At 47.5% G+C, this 16,787-nt stretch carries 14 protein-coding genes, 1 riboswitch and 1 other annotated feature; of the genes, 5 read left to right on the top strand and 9 right to left on the bottom strand.

The window, feature by feature from the left end:
• Window positions 1-143: 143 nt before the first annotated feature.
• Window positions 144-2,078 carry a threonine--tRNA ligase gene (gene thrS, locus GC097_RS08040; protein WP_167061886.1) on the bottom strand — a complete coding sequence of 645 codons (1,935 nt, stop codon included), beginning with the start codon at window positions 2,076-2,078 and terminating at the stop codon, window positions 144-146.
• Window positions 2,079-2,422: 344 nt separating this feature from the next.
• Window positions 2,423-3,364: a putative sporulation protein YtxC gene (locus tag GC097_RS08035; RefSeq protein WP_171682781.1), complete on the bottom strand. Its 942-nt coding sequence runs from the start codon at window positions 3,362-3,364 to the stop codon at window positions 2,423-2,425.
• 195 nt (window positions 3,365-3,559) lie between these two features.
• Between GC097_RS08035 and GC097_RS08030 the strand changes: the two genes are divergently transcribed.
• Complete coding sequence (locus tag GC097_RS08030) at window positions 3,560-4,660, top strand: GGDEF domain-containing protein (RefSeq protein WP_171682780.1); 1,101 nt, start codon at window positions 3,560-3,562, stop codon at window positions 4,658-4,660.
• Window positions 4,661-4,732: 72 nt separating this feature from the next.
• On the opposite strand, the gene mqnC is transcribed toward GC097_RS08030, so the two are convergent.
• The 4 genes from mqnC to metA all read right to left on the bottom strand — a co-directional run bounded on the left by mqnC (window position 4,733) and on the right by metA (window position 9,330).
• Window positions 4,733-5,869 (bottom strand): cyclic dehypoxanthinyl futalosine synthase, encoded by a 1,137-nt coding sequence (mqnC, locus tag GC097_RS08025; protein ID WP_171682779.1) that lies wholly within the window; start codon window positions 5,867-5,869, stop codon window positions 4,733-4,735.
• A gap of 137 nt (window positions 5,870-6,006) precedes the next feature.
• The gene (locus GC097_RS08020; RefSeq protein WP_171682778.1) at window positions 6,007-7,179 is read right to left on the bottom strand and encodes a trans-sulfuration enzyme family protein; all 1,173 of its coding nucleotides are present in this window, start codon (window positions 7,177-7,179) and stop codon (window positions 6,007-6,009) included.
• Complete coding sequence (locus GC097_RS08015; RefSeq protein WP_281364261.1) at window positions 7,179-8,345, bottom strand: aminotransferase class I/II-fold pyridoxal phosphate-dependent enzyme; 1,167 nt, start codon at window positions 8,343-8,345, stop codon at window positions 7,179-7,181. The genes GC097_RS08020 and GC097_RS08015 overlap by 1 nt, the downstream gene beginning before the upstream one ends.
• A gap of 40 nt (window positions 8,346-8,385) precedes the next feature.
• Window positions 8,386-9,330, bottom strand: coding sequence for a homoserine O-acetyltransferase MetA (gene metA / locus GC097_RS08010; protein ID WP_171682776.1), 945 nt, complete (start codon window positions 9,328-9,330; stop codon window positions 8,386-8,388).
• A 103-nt stretch (window positions 9,331-9,433) separates the two neighbouring features.
• A riboswitch (SAM riboswitch) is annotated at window positions 9,434-9,562 on the bottom strand.
• Window positions 9,563-9,782: 220 nt separating this feature from the next.
• Here metA and GC097_RS08005 point away from each other — a divergent pair.
• Both GC097_RS08005 and corA read left to right on the top strand, forming a co-directional pair.
• The gene (locus tag GC097_RS08005) at window positions 9,783-10,010 is read left to right on the top strand and encodes a hypothetical protein (protein WP_171682775.1); all 228 of its coding nucleotides are present in this window, start codon (window positions 9,783-9,785) and stop codon (window positions 10,008-10,010) included.
• Between the two features lie 313 nt (window positions 10,011-10,323).
• A complete protein-coding gene (gene corA, locus GC097_RS08000) occupies window positions 10,324-11,259 on the top strand; it encodes a magnesium/cobalt transporter CorA (RefSeq protein WP_171682774.1) in 936 nt (311 codons plus the stop codon).
• A 62-nt stretch (window positions 11,260-11,321) separates the two neighbouring features.
• On the opposite strand, the gene tyrS is transcribed toward corA, so the two are convergent.
• On the bottom strand, window positions 11,322-12,578 hold the full coding sequence (tyrS, locus tag GC097_RS07995; protein WP_171682773.1) for a tyrosine--tRNA ligase: 1,257 nt from the start codon (window positions 12,576-12,578) through the stop codon (window positions 11,322-11,324).
• Between the two features lie 66 nt (window positions 12,579-12,644).
• Window positions 12,645-12,907, bottom strand: a binding site (T-box leader).
• 62 nt (window positions 12,908-12,969) lie between these two features.
• Window positions 12,970-13,983, bottom strand: a complete 1,014-nt coding sequence (locus GC097_RS07990; protein ID WP_171682772.1) for an HRDC domain-containing protein — start codon at window positions 13,981-13,983, stop codon at window positions 12,970-12,972.
• A 198-nt stretch (window positions 13,984-14,181) separates the two neighbouring features.
• On the opposite strand from GC097_RS07990, the gene GC097_RS07985 reads away from it, so the two are divergent.
• Both GC097_RS07985 and GC097_RS07980 read left to right on the top strand, forming a co-directional pair.
• A complete protein-coding gene (locus GC097_RS07985; protein WP_171682771.1) occupies window positions 14,182-14,475 on the top strand; it encodes a DUF3055 domain-containing protein in 294 nt (97 codons plus the stop codon).
• Between the two features lie 58 nt (window positions 14,476-14,533).
• Window positions 14,534-14,839: a hypothetical protein gene (locus GC097_RS07980; protein ID WP_246294038.1), complete on the top strand. Its 306-nt coding sequence runs from the start codon at window positions 14,534-14,536 to the stop codon at window positions 14,837-14,839.
• Between the two features lie 354 nt (window positions 14,840-15,193).
• On the opposite strand, the gene GC097_RS07975 is transcribed toward GC097_RS07980, so the two are convergent.
• A complete protein-coding gene (locus tag GC097_RS07975) occupies window positions 15,194-16,678 on the bottom strand; it encodes a tagaturonate epimerase family protein (protein WP_171682770.1) in 1,485 nt (494 codons plus the stop codon).
• Window positions 16,679-16,787 lie beyond the last annotated feature (109 nt).

Below are 16,787 nucleotides of genomic sequence, written 5' to 3'. Positions count from 1 at the left end.
CTCCATATGCATACTCACTGTTTAAAGTGCCCCCTTTACGTTCCCTTATACATACCAAACCAAAATCATATAAATTGTTCTATGAACACAAAAAAAAGCAGAGAAGACGTCGTCTTCTCTGCTTCTTTTATATGAAAATTGACTTAAAGTTTTTTGCTTATCTCTTCATTGATCATGCCAATGACCTGCTCAATCGGGTGAGTACCCAAGTCCCCTTGCCCCCGTTTGCGGACAGAGAGGCTTTCGTTCGTCACTTCATTTTCACCGACAACAAGCATGAATGGAATTTTCTCGAGCTGCGCTTCGCGAATCTTGTAGCCCAGCTTCTCATTGCGGTTGTCCGCTTCAACACGGATGCCTGCAGCCAATAAACGCTCAGTCACCTTGTTCGAGAATTCCTCAAAGGCAGGCGATACCGGAATAACTTTGGCTTGCACCGGCATTAACCAAGTCGGCAGCGCACCTGCGAAATTCTCGAGCAGGAAGGCTGTCATCCGCTCCATAGTGGAGATGATCCCTCTGTGAATAACGACAGGGCGATGTTTCTGACCGTCTTCCCCTGTGTATTCCAACTGGAAACGCTCCGGCAGCAAGAAGTCGATTTGCGCAGTAGAAAGTGTTTCTTCTTTCTTCAGTGCTGTTTTGATCTGAACGTCAAGTTTAGGACCATAGAATGCCGCTTCACCCTCAGCTTCGTAGAACGGCAATCCGAGTTCTTCAACTACTTCACGTAGCATGCGCTGGGAAGTCTCCCACATTTGATCGTCTTGGAAATACTTCTCGGTATCCTTAGGATCCCGGTAGGACAAACGGAAACGATAGTCGGTAATTCCGAAATCCGCATAAACTTGACGAATCAAAGTGACAACGCGGGAGAACTCTTCTTTGATCTGATCCAAACGGCAGAAGATGTGCGCATCGTTGAGTGTCATGGCGCGCACACGGTGAAGTCCGGTAAGAGCGCCGGACATTTCGTAACGATGCATAGTGCCAAGCTCAGCAATCCGAACCGGCAGATCGCGGTAGCTGCGCATATCGCTCTTGTAGACCATCATGTGATGCGGGCAGTTCATCGGACGAAGGACAAGCTCTTCATTGTCCATCACCATTTTCGGGAACATGTCCTCATGGTAGTGATCCCAGTGACCGGAAGTTTTGTACAGCTCAACGTTAGCAAGCACCGGAGTGTACACGTGCTGGTAGCCCAAACGCTCTTCCAAGTCCACGATGTAACGTTCCATTGTGCGTCTTAGCTTGGCACCGTTTGGCAGCCATAGCGGCAAGCCTTGACCTACTTCGCGGGAGAAAGCGAACATTTTCAGCTCTCTGCCCAGCTTGCGGTGGTCACGCTTTTTCGCTTCTTCAAGCAAGTGCAAATGCTCATCCAGCTGAGCTTTTTTAGGGAACGCTGTCCCATAGATACGCTGCAGCATTTTGTTTTTAGCATCGCCGCGCCAGTAAGCACCCGCTACGCTCAGCAATTTGAAAGCCTTAATCTTGCCGGTAGACGGCAAATGCGGTCCGCGGCACAAGTCAAAGAACTCGCCTTGGTCATAAATGGTGAGGACTGCATCCTCCGGTAGATCACGAATCAACTCAAGCTTATACGGATCTTCCATTTCAGTGAAAATGCGAATCGCTTCTTCACGGGAAACGACGCGGCGGGTAATCGCCAGGTTCTCATTGGAGATGCGTTCCATTTCCTTCTCGATTTTCACCAAATCCTCGGGATTCAGCGGTGTTTCCAAATCGATGTCATAATAGAATCCATCTTCAATGACAGGCCCGATTCCCAATTTTACCGCTTTGTCGCCATAAATTCGTTTAATCGCTTGAGCCATCAAATGTGCCGTACTGTGGCGATACATTTCTAAACCCGCTTCATTATCAAGCGTCAAAATTTCAACGTCTGCATCATTTTCCAATGAGAATGACAAATCGACTGATTTTCCGTTCACTTTGCCGCCTACCGCATTTTTCTTAAGCCCAGAAGAAATGGATTCCGCCACTTGCTCAATGGTCGTTCCAACTGCGTACTCTCTCACTGCGCCATCTGGTAATTTCACTTGTACAACCATCTTCGTTCCTCCTGTATATGTGATTGAACGCAAAAAAGCACACTGCATCCCTTAAGGGACGAGTGCGCTCAGCTCGTGGTTCCACCCTAGTTCGATTCGCTGCATAACCACAGGGTATGGCGAATCCTCATCAGCATTCGATAACGGGAATGACTCCGGTGCTGTATACTAACAAGTCTGCCAATCAGACTGAATTCCACAACACGGCTACAAAGGGGTAAACCATCTGAATCGCTGAAGGAGATTGCAGCCTAGTCTCCTCTCTCTGAGCAGTTCTTGCAGAAAGTTCTTGTCTTTGATCTTAACGCCTTCGAACATTATTATAATTGGCTCTTCGTTCAAGGTCAAGGGGATAGTTGATCTTGTTTCTTGGGTTCCCCTAAATAGATGTCACAAGTACGGCAGTACGAACACACCGTCGTTCGGTCCTCAAAGATTTGCCTAATCGTTTTGATAACCGTCATGTCCGGATCTCTTGTGTGAATGTAGATGTTTGCAGGGGATACCGTTATGAGGGTGCTCACGATCATATCCTCGAAATTAATATCCTTCTCCAGCACTTCCAATTTAAACGTAGCATCAAATTCATTCGCATCAATGAGTTCCAACCGATCATTCAAAATAACAAACTCATGCCCGCCTTTATGAATGAGGTGAACAACCGGGATCTTGGCCTCCTGGATATATACAAAATATTGCAAAAGGGAAATAAATTCCTGGTATTGGCGATCCATCATATATTCATCAATCGCATATTCCGCTACTTCCCGCAGCTCGTCCGCATAATCCTGCAACCGGAAATGAAGAAAGCCATCCAAGCTAAGCCTTGATGTCTCCTCAAAAGCTGACATCAGCTGCTCGACTAATATTTGCTTGCGGCGCTGCAGCCCAAAGCTATTGCTTAGAACAGGTACATCCTCCATCCCGGATTCCGTATAAAGCGATTGCTTACAATACCCCTCAATGGCCTCTAGGTCTTCTTGGGCTTCATACTTAAATTCCTTGATAAGCAGGCTACGCAAAATGCTTGATTCCTTATCCGCGATGATGTGATCAGCCAAACAACCAGCCAAGCACGGCATCACTTGATTCCGGATTATTGGAGCCTCTAACTCCGTAAGATTTGCTTCAAGCCGGATATATGCATGTGTTTCAGTCCATTCGTACCCGATTGTCCATCCACTTTCAACGTTATGTAAAAGCTGCAGCTCACGTTCTATCTGAGCGCTTAGCGAGCGCACATATAGCTCATCAACCTTCATAACCACGATAGCAAACAGTTCCATGCCCTCACTCCTTCCATCAATACATCCTCCTCTTAAGAGTATATGGTCGATAGGTAGGAGATATACGACGAACAAATTGCCATTTACTTTCAGCTTTCTTTATCAAATCTTTATGTAAGGTTACTCCAATCCCGTAAGTTTTCATGCTATGATATTTATTATAGTGCTTTAGTCGCATATTTGGAGTGAGTATCCATGCAAATTGACGTATACCAATTGCACAGACATGCTTGGAACCGTAAATTACTGAACACGTACTGGTTTCTAGTGATGCTTCAACTGCCATTTGAGTTTCTCTACTCTTTCACAGCAAAACGGGACCTCCCCAGCACACTGAGCCATTTGGCCTCTTCTGTCCTTATCATGATTCTCATCCTAATCCTGCTAGAAACGACTAATAGGTATTATAAAAAGCTGCTAGACTATCAAATCATTAGCGGCGGCGCTATCTTGTCTTTTACCATTATTTACTTCAACTATGAAGTTGATCTGGTTGCCCTCTATATTTTACTCCCAATTTTCGTTTCTATCTTTTATCATCAACTTTCCAAAATCGTTTATTCTGTAACCTTAACTCTACTGTCATTCTTCATTCTTTTTACTGTAAGATGGAGTGTACTCTCGGATTATACGTTAGCGGATATGCTGACCATTCTACCGGTACTTAGTATCATTACGATCATCGTATCCGGGATTATGAAACGCGGCGTTGAAATTCTGGACGATTTACGGACAACGACCGAATTGAAACAAGAGCTGCTGATCAAAAATATTATCATGGACAAACTTTCCAAAACGGATGCGCTAACCGATCTATATAATCACATGACCTTTCATGAATACCTGGACGAACTTATCGAGCAAAACGCTTTAGGTCACTTCCGCATCCATATCGCTTTACTGGACATCGACAATTTCAAAAAAGTCAACGATACCTACGGCCACAGAGCTGGTGACGCTGTCTTAAAAAACGTGAGCAGTACTTTAAAAAACCACGTAGGTCTCAATGATTTTGTGGCTAGATACGGCGGGGAAGAGTTTGCCATCATTTTCACAGAGAAAAACACAGATGAAGTGTTTGATTTGCTTGAACGAATCCGTTGGCAAATTTCCCAAGCGAAACATGCGGAACTGAACGAACATGCGGTCACCATTTCTATCGGCCTCTGCGAGTATTTGCCGGGTACCTCCAAAGAACTGCTTTTCGCTGGCGCCGATCAATCGTTATATACAGCCAAAAAAACGGGTAAAAATAAAACCGTCATCCACAGCGCTCCCCTAAAAGAAGCGAATTGAACTTTTATAACACAGAAAAGCCTCCATCCACGGTGAATGTGGCATGAAGGCTTTTATTATGAACAAATACCCTTAGTTCTGCATCACAAAATCTTTATCGACTTTGATATTCTCGTCATCAAAAACGCGCAGGATCTGATACTTCGTATTCCGCTGCGCAGGAATTTTGCCCGCTTGGCGAATGATGTCCAGCGTGGAACTCACGTTGACTTTGTGCGTCGTTCCCGCCGCGGAAACCACGTTCTCTTCAATCATCGTAGAACCGAAATCGTTGCAGCCGTAGCTGAGCGTCTGCTTACCAACCTCAGGTCCCATCGTAACCCAAGAAGATTGGAAGTTAGGTACGTTGTCCAGCATGATTCGGCTAATCGCGAGTGTTTTCAAATATTCTTCTGGCGTTACTTTCTCCGCCTTCATGTTCGTATTGTCCGGCTGGAACGTCCACGGAATGAAAGCAAGGAAACCTGGCGTGTTCAGCTTCTGCATCAGCACATCGTCTTGAGCGTCACGAATGCGCAGCATGTGAAGCGCACGCTCTTCCATGGATTCACCGAAGCCAATAACCATCGTGCCCGTAGTATGCATACCGATTTTGTGAGCCGTTTGCATCACGTCCATCCAATCGCGCCAAGAGCCTTTGAGCTTGCTGATTTTGCGTCGGGTCCGGTCATCCAAAATTTCGGCTCCACCGCCAGGCAAAGAATCCAAGCCGGCTTCATGCAGTTGGCGAATGACTTCTTCCAGCGACAAGCCGTCAGAGACGTCTTTCATTTTCATAATTTCAGCCGGTGAGAAAGAGTGCATCGTAATATCAAAACGTTTCTTAATCTCCCGAAGAATATTCGTGTAATAACTAAATGGCAGGTTCGGATTCGTTCCGCCCTGCATCAGAATTTCAGTACCATTCACATCCAAAGTCTCTTGAATCTTCTGGAAAATGGTTTCATCCGGCAATACATAGCCTTCCGCCGAACCCGGCGCACGATAAAACGCGCAGAATCTGCAGTAGACGTCACATATATTCGTATAGTTGATATTCCGGCCAATGACAAACGTCGTGATCGGGTCCGGATGCCACTTCTTCATAATCTGATTTGCAGTGTCGCCAATTTTTTCTATTTGATCGGATTCGAACAGTGTAATGCATTCTTCTACATCAATTCGCCCGCCTGATTGTGCTTTATTTAAAATACGATCGATCGGTTTCATGGCTCTTCACTCCTTTAATTTCTGATAGCTCGTATCCATTTATCGTACCATACTCATGCCAAAAAAGCAGCAAAATGCTGCTTTTCCTCCGAAAGATCCATCTGCAAATATGACTATTTTGGGAATTCCATCACCGTTTATCCGCGGAGCGCTTGCTCCAAATCTTCAATAATATCTTCAATATCCTCAAGACCTACCGAATACCGGACAAGGCCGTCAGTGATCCCTCGCTGCAAACGAACTTCCCTTGGCATCGCGGCATGAGACATCATCGCCGGATAGGATAGAATGCTTTCAACCGCACCTAGGGAAACAGCAACGAGTGGAATGCGTACTTTGCTTAACAAGTTTTTCGCTTTCTCGCCGGAGCCAACATCGAACGAAACAACTGCCCCATAGCCGAGAGACTGTTTCTCGTGAATGTCTTTGCGAGGATGGTTCGGCAGGCCTGGATAGTAAACAACATCAATGTCCGGCTGCTCAGACAGCCATTGCGCCAATCGCCGGGCGCTTGTCTCGGACGCTTCCATGCGGGCTTTCAACGTTTTCATTCCGCGAATGAGCAGCCATGAATCTTGAATGCCCAGGACGTTCCCCAACCCATTCTGGATTTGCTTCATTCTGCGTCCCAGACTATCATTAGCAACTACGGCCAGTCCAGCCAGAACGTCGCTGTGACCGCCTAGGAATTTGGTGGCACTATGAAGCACAATGTCAATTCCCAGCTCGATTGGGCGTTGGTGATACGGCGTCATGAATGTATTGTCCAACATCGTCAGCAAATCGTGCTCTTTGGCAAAAGCAGCCACTTCTGCGATGTCTGTAATTTTAAGCGTCGGATTCGACGGGGTTTCAAGGAAGACCGCTTTTGTGTTAGAACGCAGCGCTGCACGAACTTGAGCAATATCCGTCATATCGACGAACGTAGACTCGACACCCATCCGATTCATAATTGTCGTAAGCAAGCGGTATGTACCGCCATAGACGTCTTCCGTTACAATGACATGGTCTCCTTGAGAAAGGAGCATGAAAGCCGAGGAAATCGCGGCCATGCCGGAAGCAAAGGCGAAGCCCCGGGTTCCCCCTTCGAGGACAGCGATGTAGTCTTCCAAAGCTTGACGGGTCGGATTGCCCGAACGCGTATAGTCATACTCCGGAGAAACCTCTAAATCGGCTTGATGGAAGGTTGAAGCCTGATACAGGGGCACGCTGGACGCCCCTGTCACTTCATCGATCTCACCTCCGAAATGGATGAGCTTCGTTGCGAATTTGCCGTGCGGCTTGCGTTTTTCTTTATGTGAATGGCTCATTACAGGGATTCTCCTTCTAATTCTGCTTGTGCTTGGCTGAGCGCATTCGCTAAATCAGCGATGAGGTCATCCTGATGCTCAATTCCGACAGAGAAGCGCAGAAGGCGGTCATCCACCCCGATTTGTTGGCGAATTTCAAGCGGGATATCCGCATGGGTTTGCACTGCCGGGTAAGTCATCAAAGACTCAACGCCGCCTAAGCTCTCAGCAAAGGCAATCAGCTGAATATGGCGCAGAATCGGCTCAATGAGCCTCGCATCCTTTACCTTGAAGGAGAAAATCCCCGTGTTCCCGCTGGACTGTTTATTTTGAATAGCATAGCCAGGGTGCGATTCCAAAGCCGGGTAGTATACGTCAGAGATCAGCGGGTGCTCCAGCAGGAAGTTCGCAATTGCGGTTGCATTCTGCTCATGACGCTCCATGCGAAGCGCCAACGTCTTCATCCCTCTCATTAGAAGCCAGCTGTCTTGCGGCCCAAGCACGGCTCCGATGGAATTGTGGAGGAACGCCATTTGTTCCGAAAGCTCCTTGCCCTTGGTCACGATAAGTCCGGCTAGAACGTCGTTGTGGCCCCCCAAATATTTGGTCGCACTGTGGACGACGATATCCGCCCCCAGTTCAATCGGGCGCTGCAGGTAAGGTGTCAATAGCGTATTATCGACAATGGACACAATACCTTTTTTGCGGGCCCATGTACAGACAAGCTCGAGATCCGTAATCATCATAAGCGGATTCGTCGGCGTCTCAATGATCAGCCCTTTGGTGTTCGGTTGGCAGGCAGACTCCAAACCGTCCAAATCGTTGGTATCTACATACGTCGCGGTTACGCCGAAACGTGACATGATTTTTTCCAGCAGACGGTACGTACCGCCATATAGATCCAAAGAAACAATCAGATGATCCCCTTGGCTGAAATAAGCAAAAACCGTTTGCAGCGCGGCCATCCCGGACGAGCAAGCGAAACCGGCATCTCCGGATTCCAGCTGTGCGATCGCATCTTCAAGCACTTTACGAGTCGGGCTTTTGGTGCGGGCATAATCAAAGCCAGTGCTTTGACCGAGCTTCGGATGACGGAAAGCTGTTGCTTGGTACACAGGGAAGGAGACTGCTCCTGTAACAGGTTCTTCAATAGAGCCAATTTGGGCGAGACGACTTTCGATTTTCAACAAAGGGGGTTCCTCCTCAAGATTTAGGTTCGAATTCACATTACAATTGCGCGCTTGCCAAGCTTTCGTTGATGTTCGTGTTAAACTCAAAAGGTGTTTCTTGATACACATAGTAGTTCAACCAATTGGAGAACAGCAGGTTTGCATGAGCTCTCCAAGTGTTATACGGCTGTCTGCTTGGATCATTGTTGGGATAATAATTTTTGGGGATTTCAATCGGCAGTCCCTTGCTCACATCCCGATCATACTCCCATTTCAATGAGTTGGCATCATACTCCGAATGACCCGTTACGAAAATATGTTTCCCGTCCCGCGTAGCCACGATGTACACACCAGAATCCTCAGACTCGGACAAAATCTCCAATTCCGTACATCGCTCGATATCATCACGACGAACGTCGGTATGACGCGATTGCGGCACATGGAACACTTCGTCAAAGCCGCGAAGAAGCTTCGTATTGGGTACCTCGACCGTGTGCGGGAATACGCCGAACATTTTGTTGTCCAAGGCAAATTTACGCACGCCAAAGTGATGATACAAGCCTGCTTGGGCTGCCCAACAAATATGCAATGTGGAAGTGACGTTTTCTTTGCTCCAATTAAGGATTTGTGTCAACTCTTCCCAGTAAGTCACATCTTCAAATTCCATCTGCTCAACCGGAGCTCCGGTAATAATCATGCCATCCAGCTTTTCTTCCTTGATGTCGTCAAATGTTTTATAGAACAATTCCAGATGCTCGGCGGACGTATTCTTGGAAGTGTGCGTTTTCGGATGCAGTAGAACGAACTCCACCTGCAGCGGCGTATTCCCGATCAGGCGCAGCAGCTGCGTCTCGGTCGTTTCTTTCGTTGGCATTAAATTTAGCAAAGCAATGCGAAGTGGACGTATATCCTGGTGATACGCGACAGATTCATCCATGGTGAAGATGTTCTCTTGGTTTAAAATTTCTTTGGCAGGCAGGTTGTCAGGAATCTTGATCGGCATCCTGTTCACTCCTCTTCATTGATTATTTTAGTGTAAATAAATACAAAAATGACCTTCTCCGGAATCAGAGAAAGGCCATGTGAAAGTCACTGTCAATGTCCTTCTCTTATCTCCCAGATTCGCTTTTTACAGCGTTTCCGCAAGAATTAGCACCGTGCATCCCTTTGCTTGCAAAGGTTTGTCGGTTGCCGGGTGTCATAGGGCTAGTCCCTCCACCTACTCTTGATAAGAAAATGAAACGTATGCGATTAAAAACATCATACTATAAAATGATGTAAAGTCAAGACATTAACCATACCTTAACAAGCCCAAAACGAAGAAATTGCATAAAGTGTCCCACCTATGATAACATCGATACGAAATGTATCCTGTTTTGATGTTTAAAACAACCTGAAAACGGGTTAAAAAGATATCAATAGGTTACATACTTGCCTAATAAAAGGAGGTCTATTATGTCCGCTCCGTCCTCGGATAGTTTCTCTGCTTTCGCTTCGTTGAACCGGTATTTCGCTTTAATCGAAGCCTCAAAACCGACATTGCAGCAAGCAGAGGAAGCTGCAGCCTTGTTATATCGAGTCTACGGTGCTAAAAGTGAAGAGGATCTGCTGCTCCGCGGGGATCCAGAATTAATTGAGTTGTATACAGAAATAAAAGGAAAGATCTTAGACGCCGCCATGTAACTTCATGGCGGTTTTTTTTTGGCACCAGCCCAGTCGTTATTCCATACAGTATCTAAAGCGCATTTTTCGCTTGTTTCGCCAAACTTTTTGGCTTGAAACGGGGTATATGAAGGGTTATACTAGACAAGTATTATTCGACACGGACGCAAAAGGGGGGCATACGTTTGGACGGGGAACCGAGGAGTAGCACCTGCAATGTTTGTATATTAAATAGTGTATATAGTGTAGGAATGCAGTCGGTTATTCCATCATCCGTAGCCTCGCGCAATCGATGAACTGAACCCGGCTGATTCCATGCAAAGGGGTGGATCAGATGAAAACACGATGGGTTCAGAATGGCATATTTACACTGGTCGATGACGTGTCTGTCGCACTTACACCTCCAGAAAAAGGCTTTTATTGGATTGATGCTGGGATCGAGGATTTAGAACTTCTTCAACCTATGTTCCATCTGCACGATTTGGCCGTGGAGGACTGCTTGAGCGAAGAGGAACAGCGTCCTAAGATTGAATTTTATGATTCGCATTATTTTATCGTTATTAATAGCATTCGTTTCGATGATGAAGAAATTTTTCTTCGCGCACTTAATCTATTCCTCAGCAAACATGTCATTATTACCGTTACCAGACAAAAAATCAATGAGCTGCGCGCCTTAAAGCCTTTCCTCTGGGAGGAAGAGGTCAATACCGCAGATCGTTTCCTTTACCATCTAGTCGATCTTGTCGTCGATAATTACGTTGCGGTTGGTGACCGTATCGAGGCCAAGATTGAAAAGCTGGAAGAAGATATTTTGGTCGCAACCAAAAAAACGCATTTAAATGAAATTATCGGACTTCGTTCGGAAATTCTCTGGCTCAAAAAAGTGCTCGTTCCGCAGCGCGATGTCATCGGCACCCTCGGCAAGAAGGATCTTAGGTTGATCGATCATCAGCTCCAGAAATATTTTGGCGACATTTATGAGAATGCCGTGAAAATTGTCGATACGTTCGATACGCTCCGCGATCTCATGGGGAACTTACGAGAAGCTTATCAGTCCAGCCTCGCTAACCGGGCGAATGATATCATGCGCGTCTTTACCGCACTGACTACGATATTCATGCCGCTGACGTTCATTACCGGTGTTTTCGGAATGAACTTCGATAACATTCTCGGGCTCCAAATCCCGCACGGAGATGAATACGTATTAGCTCTCATGGGACTATTAGGCATTGCGATGTATGTTTTGTTCCGTAAAAAAGAATGGCTGTAATCATCATATGAAAGGGCTTCTTGAATCAGTTGACTGCTGATCGGGAAGCCCTTTTTCTGATCCTAGCCCAGCTTTATTTTCACAAATTTACGTTTCCCCACCTGAATGATGTCGCCATCCTGCGGACGAAGTGACTCATGAATATTCGTGATTTTCGTTTCATTGATTTTCACGGCGCCTTGCTCGACACTGCGTCTTGCCTCGCCGTTGGATGTTTGCAGTCCCAGAAATACAAGCAGCTTTATGATGGAGATTTGGCCTGCTTCCAGCAGATTGCCGCTTATCAGCATTTCTTCGATATCGTCTGGCAGCGCCCGTTTTTGAAAGACGGTTATAAAATGCTGTTCAGCCTCTTGAGCCGCCTCCGCCCCATGGTACATATGAACGTATTCCTTAGCCAGTCTGAGCTTGGCATCCCTTGGATGGATAGAGCCGGCCGCCAGTCCCTCCTTCAGCTCTTGAAGAGCTTCGCTGGAAATCGCTGTCGTCAGCTCATAGTATTTGAGCATAATCCCATCCGGAATGGACATCGTTTTGCCGAAAATGTCATTCGGTGCTTCGTCGATCCCGATGTAATTTTTCAAGCTTTTACTCATCTTTTGTACGCCGTCCAGCCCTTCGAGCAGCGGCATCAGAATGGCCACTTGCCCCTCTTTCGCCTCGTATGCGCTTTGCAGCGTACGTCCCATCAAAATATTAAAGGTCTGGTCCGTGCCCCCAAGTTCAATATCGCTTTCGAGGGATACGGAGTCGTAGCCCTGCATGAGCGGGTAGAAAAATTCATGCACATGAATCGGCTGATTCGCAGCGTATCTTTTGGCGAAATCGTCCCGTTCCAGCATGCGCGCAACCGTCACCTTTCCAGCCAGCTTCAACACATCATCGAATCTCAACGCTCCTAGCCAACTTGAATTGTAGAAAAAGGTCGTTTTGGTGAAATCCAAAATTTTGGACAGCTGCGTCTGATACGTTTGCGCATTCTGCTGAACATCTTCTTCTGTCAGCTGCTTGCGCGTTTCGGACTTCCCAGTCGGATCGCCGATACGCCCCGTGAAATCTCCGATAATAAGCTGTACTTCGTGGCCCAAATCTTGGAATTGGCGCAGCTTTTGCAAAACAACCGTGTGCCCGATGTGAATATCCGGTGCGGACGGATCCAGGCCCAGCTTTACTTTTAACGGTTTTCCCGTTGCGACCGCTTGAACGACTTTCTGCTTGAGCGCGTCTTCCGGGATAATTTCAGCCGCTCCGCGCTTCATGATTTGCAGCTGGCGCCGCACTTCCTGCTGCTGTGCATCCGTTAGCTCATTCCACTTCATCTGCAATCCCTCCTTATTCTGAAAAAACATTGTTAGAAAAACGCAAAAAGACAACCTCATCGTCCACAAAGGGACGAGACGGTTGTCTCGCGGTACCACCCTAATTAAAGAGAGGGAGCCTGCGACTCTCATTCGCAGCCTTCTCTTTCACTTCGTTTACATAACGGCACAGGAGGGCCGGGTATAAGCTACTGATGCTCTACCTGAGCATGTTCCCTTATCCAACTCGGAACGGTAGTTCGGAGCCATACTTGCATCGGTTTGCACCTTCCACCGACTCTCTGCAGCAGCGGCATTACTCCTACTCAGGGATTCCCCTCTGTTCGTCATCGCTTTCTTTGCTATTTAGATTATTGACCATTTAATCATATCTGCCTAAACGTTGTCAATACTAGCTTGCGGCTTGGGTATTTACATTTTCCTTCTCCTTGCGGAAACGCAACCGGAGCAAGCGCAGCCACTCATAGGCGCGGTCAAGCTCTTTGCCTTTCAGCCCCTCTGTGCCGCCCATGCGCTGCAGCACCGGCTTCAAGTAGCGGTCGCCTTCCGATTCGAAGGCGTTCCAGGCTTTGATCTGTTCCTCCTCCGGGATCGAAACAAGCTCCGCTTCCACCAGCGGGTCCAAATCGTAGCCTTCCCGGTCCAATTCCTCCACCCAAAGCAGGAGTTCCCTGCGCGGCATCGTTAAATCAGCTTGGAGATCAGCCAAGCTCCCTCCCCGGGAGGCAATCTCCAGCAGCTTGCGCTTGCTGGCCTCACGGTCCAGCTCCATGCGCAGTTTCTGTTCCTTTTGCGCTAAGAGCCATGCTTCGAACTTCACCACATCAACGTTCTTGGGAACCCAATCTAATGGGAAGCTGTTCGTACGCGTGCTCTCCGCGGTTAGCTTGAGCACATCCCCGGCATACATACCGGTCTTCTGCTCACCAAAGCCGGGGATCTGCTGCAGCTCTTCCTTGCTTTGGGGCAAAAAGACGGAGATCATGCGCAGCACCCGATTCGTGGCGAGAATGTACGGCGCCTTCCCTTCGCGCGCAGCTTGTTCGCGTCTCCAAGTACGCAGCTTCTCGAACACCTCTTCGTTCGGATGTTCCTCGCAGTAATAAGTGAGCATCTGGGTTATCCTGGCTTTCCCGGAAAGAGCTTGCGCAGACTCCAAATCCGAACTCACGATCGGGCGGAAACCGCCGCGTATCTTCTCTTTCAAGCCTTGGCGGAACGTACTGAGCATCTCATCCCAGCTCATACCTTGATACCAATGAGCTTGCTGCGGCTTCCCTTTGTTATCGGGTTCATTCCAGAAAACATTCCAAATGCCCTGCTCCTCGCCAATCGACACCTGCGCCGATACTACGCGATGCTCCCCCGTTTCTTTCTCCAGTGTGTTTAGAAATACAATGTTCATGCGTCCTCCTCCAGACTGTAGCCTAAAATAGTTGTCGGAAAAAACGAAAAAGCACCTCTTCAGCTACGCTGAAAAGGTGCTTCCCTTTTTTCGATATCCAAATCATACCATGTTTGTCAGATAGGCGCAACCTATGTTTTGTAGACAAGCACATTTCGGTTATAATGAAAGACATACCAGAATGAAATGAGGGCCCTTATGTCTGATTATGACTTTTTATACGACCATCAAGAAGAAACGACAACGCGCTTTGTGTGCTTCGTCGGTCAAGCTCTGCACCGTTTTGACCTTGCAATTATGACAACAACCCGTTATTACGGCAAAAAGCTTGTCATTGATCTACAGTCAGGACGCAGCGCTGTTATTGGTCCCGATGACTTGGCTGAAGAAGGATACCTGGAATACGTATTCAAGCTCAATGAGGAGCAAGCCCAAGAGCTTAATGAATTCCTATCGCAAATTATCGGTTCCATTCATTTTACGGATATTTAGCGAAGCGGAGGGGGACACTGGAAAAAGCATGTGCAACCTAGACGAGGAGGCTTTTTCCATGAGTAATGAATCCCCGAATGACGAGTATACCGAAACAGAAGGTTTTATTTCTGAGCATCGAGATGCGTACACCGATTTGGAAACGGTCGAGTCCCAGCGAAATGACCTGATTCCCGAGGAATTTCCCGAAGGTCCCTATGGCACTAGCCTTAATACGGAATCGCTCGGGAAAAGCTCCCCGTGGCGGAAGGATCAACGCCCTCCGAACCGTTTCTCCTATGAAAATCATGAGCTGCATGAAGGCATCAAACGAGATTATCCGGGCGCAGATGATAGCCGGAATGAACCATTGAATCAAGAGTGAGTATTGAAAAGGGACTATCTTTAAGCGGATGCATCATCTTGAAGATTACCCCTTTTTGTGCTTAGAACTTCATCCATTTTCCGCCAATCTTTCGACGGAAGGGAACTAGAGGGCGCTATTTATCCCAAATCAGCCCCTTTCATGAGCAAGACGGAACTACAGGGACTTATTTGCCCACGGATGGTGTCAACGAGACCAAACATCGGCAAATTAGAGGATCAGAGTTCCCTTTCATGTGCGAAATGGCTGTTTTGAGCAAGAATAACGGACTATAGTTCCCTCTCCGCCAAGTTATCCTATATGGTAACCAGCAAAAAAGCCGACCTCCAACACCGGAGATCGGCTTTCATCTTTTTATTTACCCAGCAGCTCTAAATGTCTGCCGATATGATGGCGAAGACCGTCAGCAAACGTGTCTTCCTGTTCCGTCATCGTTTGGAAAAACTCGTCAGCGAAGACTTTGCTGCCATCGTCATTTTTCGCTTGCAGCAGAAGACCGTACGTAATGTGCAGCAATTGGCGGGCATTATTCTCTTCCATGTAGTCAGGCAGCTGCGCATCGGCAACTTCAGCCAGCGGAGCGATCGCTTCAATGTCTGTCGTAACATGATAATAGGCTGTCGCTTCTGTGAAATGATCCAACGCGAATTGATGCATGCGGCGGTAAAGGGATGGGTTCACCTTAGCCACAACACGTACAGCTTCAAGCCAATTCGTACCCGCTGTTTTGATATGGAACAGACCGTTGGTGTATTGACCGATCAGTGGGAATACGCTGAATTTGTCACTGCCGGAGTGGATGCTAAGCTTGTATTCAAAATGCACAGCAATCGCCGCATGGCTCGCCAGCTCACGCTCAAATTGTGCGATATCGCCAATATAGTCAATCCCTTTTTGGAATTCCCCGCAGAAGCGTGGCGCCATGCTGAAAATCGTAACTCCACGGTCACGAAGCTCGCTCGCAACCAAATAATGAGCCTCAGGCGAAGTCGGTGTTGCTGTTTCATCAATGGAAATTTCGAAATCGACCGCGCGATCCAGCGTCACGATATATTTACGGAAAATCGCTTCCATGAAATTAATCGCTGCGTCGTAGATCAGCACATCCTTTTGGAGCGCTTCGCGCGTATAGTTCAGTTCCGCACCCGGAACGTTAGCCGGCGCATCCAAATAGCGCTTCTCATAGTGCTCGCGCAGGCTGGCAGGCAGCTCAGCATACTTCGCTGCGATTTCAGCTGCGGACAACGTTTCAATCGTATTGTCGATATTTTCGGAGCAATCGAGCGTCAACATCGTGAAGCCAAGACGCAGCGCGTACTCGATGTCTTCTTCTTTCTTCAAATGGTCGCCGTCTGCGCCATAGCCATCTTTGTAGCCTTCTTGGAACACGGCAAATGCCGCTGCATCCAAGACGTCCTCATATGTTCGGCCTGTAAGCGCGAGCTCGCGAATGCTTTGCTGTGCCAGCACCGGACGAATGTCTTTGCCGCGGAGCGTTTGGATATGTCCTGGGCTTGCAATGCCGAGGCGGTCGCCCAGACCCATCGTAGCAACCTGTGTGCCAAATGCCTGCGGTGCCGTGTAAGGCAGATATTGATTTAGAGTCAAACGGTTTTCGTGGGATAACGGGGCAACTTTAGCGCCGTCAACGATTTCCCCCTGCAATTGATCGTACAAATCGCTTTCGCCAACCGCGAGCAGCTGTTTTCCAGCCTCAGTCCGTACCATAAGAAGCGAAGTGTTTCCAACTTGTGTAAAAGATGATGCGTATACTTTAACGCCAGGCGCCGCTAGCGCCGATGTATTGCCGGATTTAATTGCGTCTATAAGCTCTTTCATTGTGTGATCCTCCCTTATTTTGCAAACGTTTGCTAAATTCCTATAGCTTTATCATATCGCAAGTTAGGAGCGTTTTCTCTTCATCTATTCCTATTTTTAACGAAAACTG

Source organism: Paenibacillus planticolens (assembly GCF_013141725.1).
Lineage (GTDB): Bacteria > Bacillota > Bacilli > Paenibacillales > NBRC-103111 > Paenibacillus_E > Paenibacillus_E planticolens.
Note: the sequence above shows the minus strand (reverse complement) of the source record. Positions and strands in the feature narration are given on the sequence as shown.

Coding starts and splice junctions, on each gene's coding strand:
- GC097_RS08035 (WP_171682781.1), bottom strand. CDS start 3,364: ATGGAACTGTTTGCTATCGTGGTTATGAAGGTTGATGAGCTATATGTG.
- GC097_RS07975 (WP_171682770.1), bottom strand. CDS start 16,678: ATGAAAGAGCTTATAGACGCAATTAAATCCGGCAATACATCGGCGCTA.
- GC097_RS07990 (WP_171682772.1), bottom strand. CDS start 13,983: ATGAACATTGTATTTCTAAACACACTGGAGAAAGAAACGGGGGAGCAT.
- GC097_RS07980 (WP_246294038.1), top strand. CDS start 14,534: ATGAGTAATGAATCCCCGAATGACGAGTATACCGAAACAGAAGGTTTT.
- GC097_RS08030 (WP_171682780.1), top strand. CDS start 3,560: ATGCAAATTGACGTATACCAATTGCACAGACATGCTTGGAACCGTAAA.
- corA (WP_171682774.1), top strand. CDS start 10,324: ATGAAAACACGATGGGTTCAGAATGGCATATTTACACTGGTCGATGAC.
- GC097_RS07985 (WP_171682771.1), top strand. CDS start 14,182: ATGTCTGATTATGACTTTTTATACGACCATCAAGAAGAAACGACAACG.
- thrS (WP_167061886.1), bottom strand. CDS start 2,078: ATGGTTGTACAAGTGAAATTACCAGATGGCGCAGTGAGAGAGTACGCA.
- GC097_RS08005 (WP_171682775.1), top strand. CDS start 9,783: ATGTCCGCTCCGTCCTCGGATAGTTTCTCTGCTTTCGCTTCGTTGAAC.
- GC097_RS08020 (WP_171682778.1), bottom strand. CDS start 7,179: ATGAGCCATTCACATAAAGAAAAACGCAAGCCGCACGGCAAATTCGCA.
- tyrS (WP_171682773.1), bottom strand. CDS start 12,578: ATGAAGTGGAATGAGCTAACGGATGCACAGCAGCAGGAAGTGCGGCGC.
- mqnC (WP_171682779.1), bottom strand. CDS start 5,869: ATGAAACCGATCGATCGTATTTTAAATAAAGCACAATCAGGCGGGCGA.
- metA (WP_171682776.1), bottom strand. CDS start 9,330: ATGCCGATCAAGATTCCTGACAACCTGCCTGCCAAAGAAATTTTAAAC.